Annotated in this window: 15 protein-coding genes; 12 read left to right on the plus strand and 3 right to left on the minus strand. The window is 53.3% G+C overall.

Annotated features, from left to right (window positions below; translation table 11 throughout):
* Window positions 1–9 precede the first annotated feature (9 nt).
* The 9 genes from K0I63_RS08200 (at window position 10) to K0I63_RS08240 (ending at window position 8,093) form a co-directional block, all read left to right on the plus strand.
* Window positions 10–969, plus strand: a complete 960-nt coding sequence (locus K0I63_RS08200; protein WP_011865400.1) for a beta-ketoacyl-ACP synthase III — start codon at window positions 10–12, stop codon at window positions 967–969.
* A 46-nt stretch (window positions 970–1,015) separates the two neighbouring features.
* Window positions 1,016–1,942 (plus strand): ACP S-malonyltransferase, encoded by a 927-nt coding sequence (gene fabD / locus K0I63_RS08205; protein WP_220083100.1) that lies wholly within the window; start codon window positions 1,016–1,018, stop codon window positions 1,940–1,942.
* 10 nt (window positions 1,943–1,952) lie between these two features.
* Window positions 1,953–2,699 (plus strand): 3-oxoacyl-ACP reductase FabG, encoded by a 747-nt coding sequence (gene fabG / locus K0I63_RS08210; protein WP_144198741.1) that lies wholly within the window; start codon window positions 1,953–1,955, stop codon window positions 2,697–2,699.
* A gap of 160 nt (window positions 2,700–2,859) precedes the next feature.
* Window positions 2,860–3,093, plus strand: coding sequence for an acyl carrier protein (acpP, locus tag K0I63_RS08215; protein ID WP_011865403.1), 234 nt, complete (start codon window positions 2,860–2,862; stop codon window positions 3,091–3,093).
* 168 nt (window positions 3,094–3,261) lie between these two features.
* Window positions 3,262–4,503 carry a beta-ketoacyl-ACP synthase II gene (gene fabF / locus K0I63_RS08220; RefSeq protein WP_220083101.1) on the plus strand — a complete coding sequence of 414 codons (1,242 nt, stop codon included), beginning with the start codon at window positions 3,262–3,264 and terminating at the stop codon, window positions 4,501–4,503.
* Window positions 4,504–4,661: 158 nt separating this feature from the next.
* Window positions 4,662–5,021, plus strand: a complete 360-nt coding sequence (locus K0I63_RS08225; protein ID WP_220083102.1) for a hypothetical protein — start codon at window positions 4,662–4,664, stop codon at window positions 5,019–5,021.
* Window positions 5,022–5,107: 86 nt separating this feature from the next.
* Complete coding sequence (locus K0I63_RS08230) at window positions 5,108–5,587, plus strand: acyl-CoA thioesterase (protein ID WP_144198743.1); 480 nt, start codon at window positions 5,108–5,110, stop codon at window positions 5,585–5,587.
* 23 nt (window positions 5,588–5,610) lie between these two features.
* Window positions 5,611–7,194, plus strand: a complete 1,584-nt coding sequence (locus tag K0I63_RS08235; RefSeq protein ID WP_220083103.1) for an FGGY-family carbohydrate kinase — start codon at window positions 5,611–5,613, stop codon at window positions 7,192–7,194.
* A 23-nt stretch (window positions 7,195–7,217) separates the two neighbouring features.
* Entirely contained in the window at window positions 7,218–8,093 is an 876-nt protein-coding gene (locus K0I63_RS08240) for an NAD(P)-dependent oxidoreductase (protein ID WP_220083104.1), read from the plus strand.
* 93 nt (window positions 8,094–8,186) lie between these two features.
* Here K0I63_RS08240 and cdd read toward each other — a convergent pair whose 3' ends face one another.
* Window positions 8,187–9,077 carry a cytidine deaminase gene (gene cdd / locus K0I63_RS08245; RefSeq protein WP_220083105.1) on the minus strand — a complete coding sequence of 297 codons (891 nt, stop codon included), beginning with the start codon at window positions 9,075–9,077 and terminating at the stop codon, window positions 8,187–8,189.
* 117 nt (window positions 9,078–9,194) lie between these two features.
* Window positions 9,195–10,607, minus strand: a complete 1,413-nt coding sequence (sbcB, locus tag K0I63_RS08250; protein ID WP_220083106.1) for an exodeoxyribonuclease I — start codon at window positions 10,605–10,607, stop codon at window positions 9,195–9,197.
* A 164-nt stretch (window positions 10,608–10,771) separates the two neighbouring features.
* Here sbcB and K0I63_RS08255 point away from each other — a divergent pair, with 164 nt between their 5' ends.
* The 3 genes from K0I63_RS08255 to K0I63_RS08265 all read left to right on the plus strand — a co-directional run bounded on the left by K0I63_RS08255 (window position 10,772) and on the right by K0I63_RS08265 (window position 12,947).
* Entirely contained in the window at window positions 10,772–11,590 is an 819-nt protein-coding gene (locus K0I63_RS08255; RefSeq protein WP_220083107.1) for a hypothetical protein, read from the plus strand.
* Between the two features lie 35 nt (window positions 11,591–11,625).
* On the plus strand, window positions 11,626–12,438 hold the full coding sequence (gene rlmA / locus K0I63_RS08260; protein WP_220083108.1) for a 23S rRNA (guanine(745)-N(1))-methyltransferase: 813 nt from the start codon (window positions 11,626–11,628) through the stop codon (window positions 12,436–12,438).
* A gap of 302 nt (window positions 12,439–12,740) precedes the next feature.
* Window positions 12,741–12,947 carry a cold-shock protein gene (locus tag K0I63_RS08265; RefSeq protein ID WP_011865413.1) on the plus strand — a complete coding sequence of 69 codons (207 nt, stop codon included), beginning with the start codon at window positions 12,741–12,743 and terminating at the stop codon, window positions 12,945–12,947.
* Here the strand turns inward: K0I63_RS08265 and K0I63_RS08270 are convergent.
* On the minus strand, window positions 12,940–13,080 hold the full coding sequence (locus K0I63_RS08270; protein WP_220044925.1) for a hypothetical protein: 141 nt from the start codon (window positions 13,078–13,080) through the stop codon (window positions 12,940–12,942). The genes K0I63_RS08265 and K0I63_RS08270 overlap by 8 nt on opposite strands.
* Window positions 13,081–13,177: the final 97 nt, after the last annotated feature.

Below are 13,177 nucleotides of genomic sequence, written 5' to 3' on the forward strand. Positions count from 1 at the left end.
TATCTCCTTATGCATACAAAAATTCTCGGAACTGGTAGTTATTTGCCAGCGCAAGTCCGTAGCAATCAAGATCTGGAAAAGATGGTGGATACCAGTGACCAGTGGATTGTTGAACGTACCGGTATTTCAGAGCGCAGAATAGCCGCCGAAGACGAATCAGTATCAACCATGGGCTACGCCGCTGCCGTGCGCGCCCTGGAAATGGCAGGGGTAGACCCTAGCGAGCTGGATATGATCGTATGTGGCACCACGAGTGCCAACAACGCCTTTCCTGCCGCGGCCTGTGAAATTCAGGCTATGCTGGGCGTGCACACCATTCCGGCCTTCGATGTCGCCGCCGCCTGCTCAGGCTTTGTCTATGCCTTATCGGTTGCCGATCAGTTTGTGAAGACGGGCGCCGCCAAGAAAGTCTTGGTGATTGGCGCCGATGTCCTGTCACGTCTGTGTGAGCCTGAAGATCGCACCACCATCATTTTGTTCGGTGATGGCGCCGGCGCCGCCGTTGTGGGCGCATCAGAAGAGCCGGGCATCATCTCGACCCATATCTACGCCGATGGCCGTCAAGGTGATCTGCTGAAATGTTCCTTCCCGCCAAGAGCCAGTGAGTCTTCAGAGGCCGTCGGTTATATGACGATGAAGGGTAACGACGTCTTCAAGGTCGCCGTGACTCAGCTTTCCCATGTAGTCACTGAGACGCTACGTATCAATCAGATTGATAAATCTGAGATCGACTGGCTGGTGCCTCATCAGGCGAATTTCCGCATCATCAAGGCGACCGCCAAGAAGCTCGATATGAGCTTGGACAAGGTGGTATTGACCCTGGCCAAACATGGTAATACCTCGGCCGCCTCTGTGCCTATCGCCCTTGATGAGGCGGTGCGCGACGGACGTATCCAACGTGGTCAGCTTCTGCTTCTCGAGGCCTTCGGTGCCGGATTTGCCTGGGGCAGCGCGCTCGTTCGTTTTTAGTCGATTTTAGTACTAGAATACATTGATTTAGTAAAGGTATATAAAAATGGAAAAGATTGCTTATGTCTTCCCTGGGCAAGGTTCTCAGGCCGTAGGCATGTTGGCCGACCTGGCGGGGGAACATGAAGTCGTCGGTCAAACCTTCGCCGAAGCGAGCGAAGTGTTAGGCTATGATTTGTGGCAACTGGTACAAGAGGGACCTGCCGAGTCTCTGAATCAGACCGATAAGACCCAGCCTGCATTGCTTACCGCAAGCGTCGCCATCTGGCGCGCTATCCAAGCCACTTCTGCGTCTAAGCCAGCCTTGCTTGCCGGCCACAGCCTAGGTGAGTACTCGGCGCTGGTGTGCGCAGGTGTGATCGATTTTAAAGACGCTGTTAAATTGGTTGAACTTCGTGGTCAGCTGATGCAACAGGCGGTGCCTGCTGGTACCGGCGCCATGTTTGCTATTATCGGTCTGGATAACGACGGCATAGCTAAAGCCTGTGAAGAGGCGGCCCAGGGTGAGGTGGTTGCACCGGTTAACTTTAACAGCCCAGGTCAAGTGGTCATCGCAGGTGAGAAAGCGGCGGTTGAGCGTGCGGCAGATGCCTGTAAGGCGGCCGGTGCCAAGATGGCCGTTGCCTTGCCTGTGAGCGTGCCGTCTCACTGTCAATTGATGAAGCCTGCGGCGGATGAGTTGGCCAAGGCGCTGGACGCGCTAAGCTTCAGTGCGCCTAGCATTCCTGTTGTCAACAACGTTGATGTCGCCATGCCTGAGTCAGTCGAAGCCATCAAAGATGCCCTAGTGCGTCAGCTTTACTGCCCGGTCAGATGGTCCGAGACCGTTGAGAAGATGGCCGCTGAGGGCGTTAGCCAGCTGGTTGAAGTGGGCCCTGGTAAGGTACTTACCGGGTTAGCGAAAAGAATTAATAAATCGCTGAGTGCGAAAGTGGCGAACGATCCCGCCTCTGTTGCCGCGCTGAGTGAATAAGGAGTAATAGATGAGTTTCAATCTAGATTTAACCGGCAAGGTTGCCCTGGTCACTGGTGCTAGCCGCGGTATTGGCCGTGCGGTTGCAGAAACATTGGTCGAGGCCGGTGCGCTGGTTATCGGCACCGCGACCAGCGAGCGCGGCGCAGCCGCTATCCAGGAATATCTGGGTGATAAAGGTCATGGATTAGTATTAAATGTCACCGACGGTGAGTCAATTGACCATTTATTTGCCTCGATCAAAGAAAAAGTCGGTGAAGTTGATATTCTGGTAAACAATGCGGGTATCACGCGCGACAATCTCTTGATGCGTATGAAGGAAGATGAGTGGACGGATATCATAGATACCAACCTGACCTCTCTCTATCGCACCTCTAAGCAGGTGTTACGTGCAATGATGAAGAAGCGCAGTGGCCGTATTATTAACATTGGCTCTGTTGTAGGCACAATGGGCAATGCAGGTCAGACAAACTATTGCGCAGCTAAGGCTGGTTTGATTGGATTTACAAAATCTCTTGCAAGAGAGGTTGCATCTCGTCAAATAACAGTGAATGCTATTGCTCCTGGGTTTATCCAGACCGATATGACGGATGAGCTGACGGAAGAGCAGCAAAAAGGTATTATGTCACAAGTTCCTATGGAAAGACTGGGACAGCCGCAAGAGATTGCAAATGCTGTACTGTTTTTAGCATCGGATTCAGCGGCTTACATCACAGGGGAAACTCTGCATGTAAACGGCGGCATGTACATGGTTTAAACGTCGGTTATAACAACTGACTGATTTTGATTGATTTTTGGCGTAGACTTACGTAGGTTTTGTGGTTAGACCACAAAAGTTAAGCTTGCATTGTGTGCCAAATTGAATAAACTACTCGCAATCTTACGCAAGTGCGTAATTTGAATAGGAAAGAAAACTAATGAGCAACATCGAAGAACGTGTAAAGAAAATCATTATCGAGCAACTGGGCGTTAAAGAAGAAGACGTAAAACCAGCAGCATCTTTCGTTGACGACCTAGGTGCAGATTCTCTGGACACCGTTGAGTTGGTAATGGCTCTAGAAGAAGAGTTTGACACTGAGATCCCTGATGAAGAAGCTGAAAAGATCACTACTGTTCAAGCAGCGATCGATTACGTTTCTAAGAATCAGTAATACTGAATTCTCTAAAACAGGCGGCAATTATGCCGCCTGTTTTTGTTTGAGGGCTAGTAGCAGGAGAGGGCAGATGCCCGCCTGAGTTTCCTGTGCTATAACCTAATAAGCCTTGTTTTTCCGGTCTCCTTTGAGGCCTCCCATCTCATTCTAGTGAAAGGTGAAAACGTGTCTAAACGTCGTGTAGTCGTCACAGGTATTGGTCTTGTTACCCCTGTGGGCAATACCGTAGAGGCGTCCTGGAAAGCCCTGCTTGCGGGACAGAGCGGTATCGCACCGATAACCAAATTTGATGCCAGCGAGTTCTCTACTCGTTTCAGCGGCTCGGTCAAAGATTTTGACGTAGAGCAGTACCTGCCAAAGAAAGAAGCCCGCAAGATGGATCTCTTTATCCAATACGGCATGGCGGCGGGTATCCAGGCGATCGAAGATGCCGGTTTGAATATGGAAGTGGAAGATCCCACACGTGTCGGTACAGCCATCGGCGCCGGTATGGGCGGTATGCCACTGATCGAGGCGGCCCACACAGCCTTGTTGAAGGGCGGTCCTCGCAAGATCTCGCCATTTTTCGTGCCAAGCACCATCATCAACATGATTGCCGGTCACCTGTCGATCAAGTACGGCATGACAGGCCCTAACTTTGCGGTCACCACCGCCTGTACTACGGGCGTACACAACATCGGCTTTGCCGCGCGCACCATAGCCTACGGCGATGCCGACGTGATGATTGCCGGTGGCGCAGAAGATGTGACCTGTCCGCTGGCCGTCGGTGGCTTCGGTTCGGCCAAGGCGCTGTCGACTCGTAACGAAGATCCTGTCGCTGCAAGTCGTCCTTGGGACAAAGACAGAGATGGTTTTGTCATAGGTGACGGCGCCGGCATCATGGTGATGGAAGAGTATGAGCACGCTAAGGCGCGCGGCGCGACCATCTATGGTGAGCTAGTTGGCTTTGGTATGAGCGGCGACGCCTTCCATATGACCTCGCCGCCGGCCGATGGTGCAGGTGCAGCCCTGGCGATGGAAAACGCCATCAAGGATGCGGCTATCGACAAGCAGCTCGTGGGTTACATTAATGCCCACGGCACCTCAACACCTGCAGGCGATAAGGCCGAGGCCTCTGCGGTGAAGAGTGTGTTTGGCGACCATGCCTACAACCTGCTGGTCAGCTCTACCAAGTCGATGACAGGCCACCTGCTAGGTGCGGCCGGTGCCGTTGAGGCGATCATCACCTTGCTTGCTCTGCGCGATCAGATGATCCCGCCGACCATCAACCTGGATAACCCAGACGAAGGTTGCGATCTCGATTTCGTGCCCCACACGGCACGTAGTCACGCGTTCGATTACGCCCTGTGTAACTCGTTCGGCTTTGGTGGCACTAACGGTTCATTGTTGTTTAAACGTGGCGAGTAAGCCTCGGTTTTAAAGTAAAAAAGCACCTTAATGGTGCTTTTTTTATGTTTGAATGAAGGCGAAATGGCGCCGGGATGAAGCTTAATTCATCTCTCTTGGCAGCGACGAAATCTGGGCGGATAATCTGGCTCTGTTAACTTCACTCTGATGGTGTCAAAGTGTTAAATCCTGTCGTTGTTCCGTTAATGCCCTTGGTTGGTCTACTCATCGCTAACCTCAATGGACTCATTCGTGGTGAGCATTCCTTTAGTCTGCCTGTAGGCCTCAAGACTTTTATCCTTGCCTCTGCGGCCTTTGCCACTGTGTGGTTTGCGCTGCTGGTCACCGCCATCTATAGCGGCGGAGAGACCAACCTGGCCGCCGGCGTCGAGGTACTTGTGCTGTTCCTGCTGGGGATAGGCCTGTATCGTTTCGTCAAGGTTTCAAGCATTTTTGGCGAGCAAGCCCTGCTTTGGCTGTTTCGCCTGAGTCTACCGCTGATCCTTGCGGCTTGTCTTGCGGTGATCAATTGGGGATAATTGCGCTAATCGCATGATTCTTAGTTACTATCGCCAAGGTATTTGCAGTACACTTTAGTTTTAATCAATGAGATAAGGTGGCTGTGATGGCGGGACAAGATAGAGAGATCACCCTGCGATTTTTGGCCGAGCCGGCCGATGTAAACTTCGGTGGCAAAGTCCATGGTGGCGCGGTCATGAAATGGATCGATTTAGCCGCCTATGCCTGCGCGGCGGGGTGGAGTGGCAAGTACTGCATCACCGCCTACGCCGGGGGGATACGTTTCGTCAAACCCATTCATGTGGGCAATATCGTCGAGGTGGGAGCCAAGGTGATCTATACAGGTCGCACCTCGATGCACCTGGGGATAGACGTGAAGGCGGGCGACCCCAAACATCCAGAGCGACATCTTACCACCCACTGTATCGTGATCATGGTGGCGGTGGACGATTCTGGTCAACCCTCTCCAGTACCCGAGTGGGTGCCAGTCACCGAGTCGGACAAGGTGATGCGCGACTCTGCCATCCGCCTGATGGAGATGCGTAAGAAGATCGGTGCCGAGATGGAGGCCCACCTCAAGCCTTAGGCTTTGGTCTTTTATTATTGTCTATGACCTTAACTTCAACTCCCGCTTCTACTGCTAGCACGGGCGAGAATCCCTATTTTCTCGCCCTGGACTATGGCACCCAGAGCGTTAGGGCCTTAGTGTTCGACCGCCAGGGACAGCTAGTGGCTAAACGGCAGCATGCCGTGCAGCCTTATCGTGACGGCGCACCTGGTGAGAGTGAGCAATCGGCCGATTATTGTTATCGCCAACTGGTGGATGTGATCCGCGGCCTGTTTGAGCACACTCAGGTGTTGCCAAGTCAGATCAAGGGGATGGCGCTGACCACCCAAAGGGCCTGCACTGTGCTGCTCGATGACGCGGGGCAGGCGATATCGCCTGTCTACATGTGGTCCGACAGACGCCTGGCGAGCGATAATCTGCCGCCCATGGCCTGGTACTATCGTCTGGGGTTTTTCTGTATCGGTCTCAGTCGGCGTATCGCCTATCTGCGCCGCGCGGCGAAGGTGAACTATCTTCTAGAGCATCAAAAAGACAGGCTAGCTGCTGCCGATAAGGTGGGGCTGCTTAGCGGCTACCTCATCGGACAGATCACCGGCAGGCTAGTTGATAGTCAGGCCTCACAGGTCGCCTATCTTCCCTTCGATTATCGCCGCAAAGCCTGGGCGCATCCGCGCAGCTGGCGTTGGCAGGCGCTTGCTTGCCGTCCATCGCAGATGGTGCCCTTGACCGCCCCGACCGACCAGTTGGGCCAGGTGAGTGAGCATTTCGCCAAGGATTCTGGTTTAACGCCGGGCCTTGCCGTCTATGGCGCCGGTGCCGACAAGGCCTGCGAAGTCTACGCCGCAGGCTGTGGTGAAGAGGAGATTGCCTGTATTAGCCTTGGCAGCGCGGCCATACTCGCCTGGGGCGGTGAGCGCTACCGCGAGGCCTATCGTTATCTTCCTGCTTTTCCCTCGATCGAAGCAAATGACTATATTACCGAGATCCAGCTAGAGCGTGGCTTCTGGCTGCTGAGCTGGCTCATCGAGCAGTTTGGCGCCAAGGATGTGGCCGAGGCCTGCAGGCTTGGCATCAGCTCTGAGCAGTATATCACCCAGGCTATTGCCAAGGTGCCTGTGGGCGCAGATGGTCTTTTGCTGAGCCCGCTCTGGGCCCAGGGCGTTATCTATCCAGGCCCTGAGGCGAGAGGCAGCATAGTCGGCTTTACCCCAGAGCATGGCAGGCTGCATCTGTACCGCGCCGCCATCGAAGGGATCCTGATGACCCTCAAACAGGGGCTGCTTCGCCTGGAAAGACTCAAGGGCTCACCCTTCAAGGTGGTTCGCATCACGGGTGGCGGCGCCCAGAGCGACCTGGTGATGCAGATGTGCGCCGATATTTTTAATCGCCGCGTGGAGCGTTTATCGCTGCATGAAGCTTCGGGACTTGGCGCCGCCATGTGCTGCGCTGTGGGCGCTGGGTTCTACCCAGATCTCGCCAGTGCCAGAGGTCAGATGTGCCGCCTTGGTGAAAAATTCGAACCCGAGGCTGCTCATGTGGCACAATATGCCCGCGTATTTACAGCCTTCGAGGCCTTGTACCCCCAAATAAAACCTTTCTTCAAGAAGGTGAACAGGCAGTATTAAACAACAAAGAGATAGGACAGAAGATGGCAAAGGTAGCATTTTTAGGATTAGGCGTGATGGGATACCCTATGGCGGGGCATCTGGTGAAGCATGGTCATGAGGTAACTGTCTACAACCGTACTCAAGCCAAGGCACAGGCCTGGTGTGATACCTATGGCGGTAACTGGTGTGCCACCCCAAATGAGGCCGCCAAGGGACAAGACTTTGTGTTTGTCTGTGTCGGTAACGATGACGATCTGCGCTCTGTGGTGCTGGGTGATACCGGCGCGCTGGCGGCCATGGCGCCGGGTAGCATACTGGTCGACCACACCACGGCATCGGCAGATGTGGCGCGCGAACTTGGCGCCGCGGCTAAGGCCAAAGGGGTTGGTTTTATCGATGCGCCAGTTTCTGGCGGACAGGCCGGCGCCGAGAACGGCGTGTTGACCGTCATGGTGGGCGGCGAAACGGCCAACTTCGAGGCTGCGAAGCCGGTGATGCAGGCCTATGCTCGCTGCGCCGAGTTGCTGGGTGAAGTGGGCAGCGGTCAGCTGACTAAGATGGTGAATCAGATCTGTATCGCCGGTGTGGTACAGGGGCTGGCCGAAGGCTTGCATTTTGCTCGCAGCGCCGGCCTAGATGGCGAGAAGGTGGTTGAGGTGATCAGCAAAGGCGCCGCACAATCTTGGCAGATGGAGAATCGCTATCAAACCATGTGGCAGGGTCAATATGACTTTGGTTTCGCCGTCGACTGGATGCGCAAAGACTTAGGCATCGCCCTGGGTGAGGCGCGCCGTAACGGCTCACACCTGCCGTTAACCGCATTGGTGGATCAGTTCTATAGCGAGGTTCAGGCCCAAGGTGGACAGCGCTGGGATACTTCAAGCCTGTTAGCGCGTCTGGAGAAGAGTCGCGGCTAATGCCAGCATCCAGGTATCTATAACCTGCTTGTTAGATAATAAAAAGGACTGCCAAGCAGTCCTTTTTTGATCCTTAAGGTGTGGAATCAGACCTTAAACCGGATCGACCATGATGTGTTCAAGTTCCACGGCGGCAACCGCGTGCAGGGCATCCATGGTGGCGCCTACCAGGGAGATCTTGCCCTGGCTGGATTCGATCAACACGGCGCGATTGATCTCGCTGAAATCACGGTTATTCCTGGCCATGGCCGACAATGCCATCTGCATCGGCAACATGGAAGGGTTGAAGGCGGCATTTTCCGCATAGCGGCCGCAGAAGGTCGCGCCATCTCGGGTCTCTAACACCACGGCGGCATAGCTTTCACTATAGGGCGCGTAGCTCAGGCTGAGATGATCCAGCGCCTCGATGATCATAGGATCGGCGCTTTCCAGGGCAAACTCGTGTTGCTGTTTGGAGAGCAGTGGTGTCTTGATATTCAGATCGGCCGGACCGAAGGCATAGGGCAGATAGTGAGACAAGGGCTGAGTCGCCTGCTCCGGCAGGTGGATGCGGATGGCTTGGCCCTCGACTAACTCGTTCATAAATTGGCGACAGTGACCACAGGGAGAGGCGTTGACTATGATATCTTCGATGCCAGTCTCACCGCTTAACCAGGCGTGGCTGATGGCGCTCTGCTCGGCATGGACGCTATGGAACAGGGCTTCGCCGTCCAGTTCCAGGTTGGCCCCCATGTAGATGTCGCCGCTGGCGCCCTTGGCGATGGCGCCCACATAAAACTCGCTAATGGGCGGCTTGGCAAGTGCGGCGGCGATAGGCAGCAGGGCTAACAGCAACTCATCCTGGCTCATCTGAGTGGCAGCGGCTAAGTCAGCTACCTGCTGGGCGTCCATATGCCCCACAAAGTCCTGGTTCAATAAAGGGACTAATTGATCTGCCAAAGGTTGAGGCAGTTGAGCTATGCAGTGAACAAATCTATCTTGCATGAGCTTGATCCTTAATTGTTAAGCTATTGGAAAATCATTTTAGTAACTAAGTTACCATGAAAACGGGATCTGACGCCCATTTTGATCGCCATTTCCCCCAAATCACCGCAATTTCGGCTACAGGTTGCTAAGATAATGACACAAAGCCGTCAATAACTTCTGTTTTTCTTCGTCAGCCTCTGTGTCGTTGACCAAGGTTTCCAGATTGATCATATAGTCAGGATCATTCAGGCGTGCCTGACAGAAGCTGCGCCAACGTTGCTGCTCGGTATCATCCAGGGTTTCCGGATAGTTGCGGGCGCGGTAGCGAAACAGCATTTCCGGCAGACGCTCGTCGTCAAAGTCGAGCTCCAGCGCGGCTAAGTGTTGCGGCGCCGTATGACGTATGATCTCCATCTTGCTCTTGTCGGCGTGGCTGAAGAAGCCACCGCTGTAGAGCTGCAGATCCGGATCGCTTATCTCATTGCCATGCTCGGTATCGAAGACGGCCACCAGTTTCTCTCTGATCTCAGGATGTTGACGCAGGCGCTTGTATTGGGCGCGGGCAAATTCCTTGTCTATCTCTAAACGCTGGGCGTTGCCGTCTGTGAGTGTCTTGGCGGTTGCGATAAAGGGACACTTGTTGATGTGTAGCTGCTTCAGACCGATTGGCAGCTCGTCGCTGGCGAGATCGGCCCTTGGGGTATACATGCGCTCGCGGATCTCATCGGCGCTTAGTTCAATCAGCGGCGTGACATCCATGGCCAGATTGACGCAGATGATCCCATTCTTATTGGTGCTGTGATGAGCCACCGGCGCGATCAGTGTGGTACAGCCGTGAAGGGCGCTGATCTTGGAGCTGACATGTACCAGAGGCTGCATGTTCAGCACGTCGATATGCTTGCTCACTTCATTCTTCTTACGCAGATTGAAGTAGTAGTCGAATAGCTTAGGTTGACGCTCTTTGATCAACTTGGCCATGGCGATGGTAGCGTACACATCTGACATGGCGTCGTGAGCCTTGTCATGGCTTAAGTTGTTGGCCTGTGTGAGGTGTTCAAGCTTAAAACTCGGGCTGCCATCCTCTTTCTCGGGCCAGTTGATGCCTTCGGGCCTTAGCGCATAACAGGCGCGCACCAGATCTATGATGTCCCAACGGCTGTTGCCGTCCTGCCACTCCCGCGCGTAGGGATCAAAAAAGTTACGGTAGAAACCGTAACGGGTCACCTCATCGTCGAATCGCAGTGAGTTATAGCCTGCCACACAGGTGTTGGGCTGGGAAAACTCGCTATTGATCCTGGCCATAAACTCCGCTTCTGGCATCCCCTTGAGATTGGCGAGCTGGGGCGTGATCCCGGTAATAAGGATCGCCTCAGGCGAGGGCAGGTAGTCGCTGGCCAGCTTACAGTAAAAGGCCACCGGCTCAGAGATGATGTTGAGATCCATATCGGTTCGAATACCGGCAAACTGAGACGGCCTGTCTTTGGCTGGGTTTGCGCCGAAGGTCTCGTAGTCGTGCCAGAAGATGCTGGGAAGGTTATTTGCAGGCATAGCGTAAGGTAGCGTGTGAATAGTGGCACTTATCATAGCACCCTAGTTTGCGCCTGCACTAATTTAACGGTTTATTTTCCCTATTTGATTGAAATCGCGTCATTTTGAAGTTGGCAGCGGCTCAGTTGGCCAGTTACAATGGTCGGCTAACGAGGAATAACCCGATGTTTGAACCCTTACTGACTCAGCCACAATTTATCGAACTGACCCAGAGGCGTCAGTTGCATCTGCGTTTGCGCGAGTCGGTGAGCGATTTTAGCCTGCTGCAGACCATGGGGGGACACCTGCTCGAGTGCGTGGTGACTCAGGCGTGTAGCGACAAGGGCTTGATCTTAAGATCCCATCCTTACCTCATCTGCGAGCTTGTGTCCGGGGAGGCGCCTGCGCTTGATGCAGCAATGCCTCAAGAGGAGAGCTTACACCGCTCCCACGGCCAGGGCTGGCGCCTGTTTAGTGCACTTGGGATCTCGCCCGTGATGTGCGCCGAAAGGCTACGTAAAGGTCTGGTGATAGCGGTTGAGACCCAGGGCGATAGCGTGTGCTTTAGGCCGCAGTTTGATCAGAAATGGTTGCTGGTGACCTTGGAGCGCGACCTGAGACTCTTCGGCGGTCCCCTGGAGCTGCGAAGAGCCAAGGCGGTACTTGCCCGGGCGGAAGATCTCAGCCAGAACGCCGAGGCGCTGCTGCTGGAGATAGGTGAGATAGAGCTGGTTCGTCAGGAACTGGCCCATTTTGCCAACCACGGCGATGTGAAGCAGCACGGGGTGATCTTAAGCGAGGTGACCAAGGTGGATGAACAGTTGCTACGCAAGAAGCAGTTGTTCTCCCATCATTATTACCAGAAGGTGCAGCGTCCTAACTGGCAAAATGCCGCCAATCAGCATGAGGATCTCGAGGCGCTGCAGCGCAAGCTGGAGTCCTATCAGCTGCTGGCACCACCCGAACTTAATCTCATGGTTGAGCAGATGTTTTTAGACGACTAGTCGGTTTATGACCCGACTAGTATTGGAATATTGCAATGAATTACCTTTGTCCTATCTGTCAGCGCACGCTGTCACTCATAGATCGCACCTGGTGCTGTGAGGCAAATCATAGGTTCGACTGTGCCAAAGAGGGTTACGTCAACCTGCTGCCGGTGCAGAAGAAGCGTTCTAAAGATCCTGGCGACAACAAAGAGATGATGTTCGCCCGGCGGGAGTTTCTCAATAAGGGCTACTATGAGTCGATGAGCGATAGGGTAAATGCCCTGGCGCAGGAATATGCCGGTGAGGCTCGTCATGGGTTGGACATAGGTTGCGGCGAGGGTTACTACAGCCACAGACTGCTGCAGGCCATGGGAAGCGCCGAGGCGTTTAGCCTCAGTGGCTTGGATATCTCTAAGTCGGCCCTTAAATATGCGGCCAAGCGCTATCCGGATATTCAGTTTTGTGTGGCAAGCAGCTTCGAGATGCCCTTCGCCGATCAGAGTTTCGACTTCATGTTGCGCATCTACGCACCGTCGCAAGATGACGAGCTTAGACGCGTTGCTAAACCGGGCGCCATTCTGATCACAGTCTCGGCTGGCCCGCAGCATCACTTTGCCCTTAAGCAGGTGATCTATGACCAGCCCAGGCCAAATCCCGAGGTGGACAGCCAAATAGCGGGGTTCGACCGTCTGCATAGCGAGCGACTGACGCAATCTATGACCATCAGCGACAGTGTGGATATTGGCCATTTTCTGGCAATGACCCCCTACAATTGGAAATTTACCGATGCGCAGCGCGCCTTGCTGACATCCAAGCCCTTGACCTGTGAGCTGGATTTTAAGCTAGAGGTCTTTCGGGCCTGCTAGCTGGTTAATCCTTGTTTAATTTGTGTTTTTTATCCGCTTAAAAAAACTTAGTGTTTTTACACGAAGTTTTAGAAGATTTTTTTGTAACAACTGACAGATATGTAAGTAAAAAATAGGATTTGCGCCTTTTAATGTTTGTTGACATACGGTCAGAATGATTTATAGTGAACTCAGCTTGAAGGTTGGGCTTAACTTTATGTGTTCAATACGACCAGTTCGTCCTGTTAACATAAGTAATACCGGCATTTTCCAGCTCTACTGCCGTTTAAGGCTTTATTTTATTTAGTTACAGGATTTATATCATGTCTCAAGTTACTGGCGTTGTTAAGTGGTTCAACTCTGACAAAGGTTTTGGTTTTATCGAGCAAGAGTCTGGCCCAGACGTTTTCGTACACTTCCGTGCGATCAACTCTGACGGTTTCAAAACTCTAGACGAAGGTCAGAAAGTGCAGTTCACTGTGACTCAAGGTCAAAAAGGTCCACAAGCTGAGAACGTAACTGTTATCTAAGCTGACCTTTGGGTAACCCAAGGTTACCTAAAAACAGAATTCCAAGAGCTGTGATGAGTATCACAGCTCTTTTTTTGTCTGCAATTTCCTGCAAAGCCCATTCTTGAAGCCTAATCCACGGCTTATCTTTCATGCTTGATTTTCGCTTCCGCGAATTTACGATGCGAGTCGAGATTCGTTACCAGTTTTTGTTGCCAGCCTCAGGTTTCAGCCTATGGTGCCAGTTTCCA

It is taken from the genome of Shewanella rhizosphaerae (genome assembly GCF_019457655.1).
In the GTDB taxonomy this organism is placed as follows: domain Bacteria; phylum Pseudomonadota; class Gammaproteobacteria; order Enterobacterales; family Shewanellaceae; genus Shewanella; species Shewanella loihica.

Coding starts and splice junctions, on each gene's coding strand:
- fabG (WP_144198741.1), top strand. CDS start 1,953: ATGAGTTTCAATCTAGATTTAACCGGCAAGGTTGCCCTGGTCACTGGT.
- K0I63_RS08265 (WP_011865413.1), top strand. CDS start 12,741: ATGTCTCAAGTTACTGGCGTTGTTAAGTGGTTCAACTCTGACAAAGGT.
- K0I63_RS08235 (WP_220083103.1), top strand. CDS start 5,611: ATGACCTTAACTTCAACTCCCGCTTCTACTGCTAGCACGGGCGAGAAT.
- acpP (WP_011865403.1), top strand. CDS start 2,860: ATGAGCAACATCGAAGAACGTGTAAAGAAAATCATTATCGAGCAACTG.
- K0I63_RS08230 (WP_144198743.1), top strand. CDS start 5,108: ATGGCGGGACAAGATAGAGAGATCACCCTGCGATTTTTGGCCGAGCCG.
- K0I63_RS08270 (WP_220044925.1), bottom strand. CDS start 13,080: ATGAAAGATAAGCCGTGGATTAGGCTTCAAGAATGGGCTTTGCAGGAA.
- K0I63_RS08240 (WP_220083104.1), top strand. CDS start 7,218: ATGGCAAAGGTAGCATTTTTAGGATTAGGCGTGATGGGATACCCTATG.
- K0I63_RS08255 (WP_220083107.1), top strand. CDS start 10,772: ATGTTTGAACCCTTACTGACTCAGCCACAATTTATCGAACTGACCCAG.
- fabD (WP_220083100.1), top strand. CDS start 1,016: ATGGAAAAGATTGCTTATGTCTTCCCTGGGCAAGGTTCTCAGGCCGTA.
- sbcB (WP_220083106.1), bottom strand. CDS start 10,607: ATGCCTGCAAATAACCTTCCCAGCATCTTCTGGCACGACTACGAGACC.
- rlmA (WP_220083108.1), top strand. CDS start 11,626: ATGAATTACCTTTGTCCTATCTGTCAGCGCACGCTGTCACTCATAGAT.
- cdd (WP_220083105.1), bottom strand. CDS start 9,077: ATGCAAGATAGATTTGTTCACTGCATAGCTCAACTGCCTCAACCTTTG.
- K0I63_RS08200 (WP_011865400.1), top strand. CDS start 10: ATGCATACAAAAATTCTCGGAACTGGTAGTTATTTGCCAGCGCAAGTC.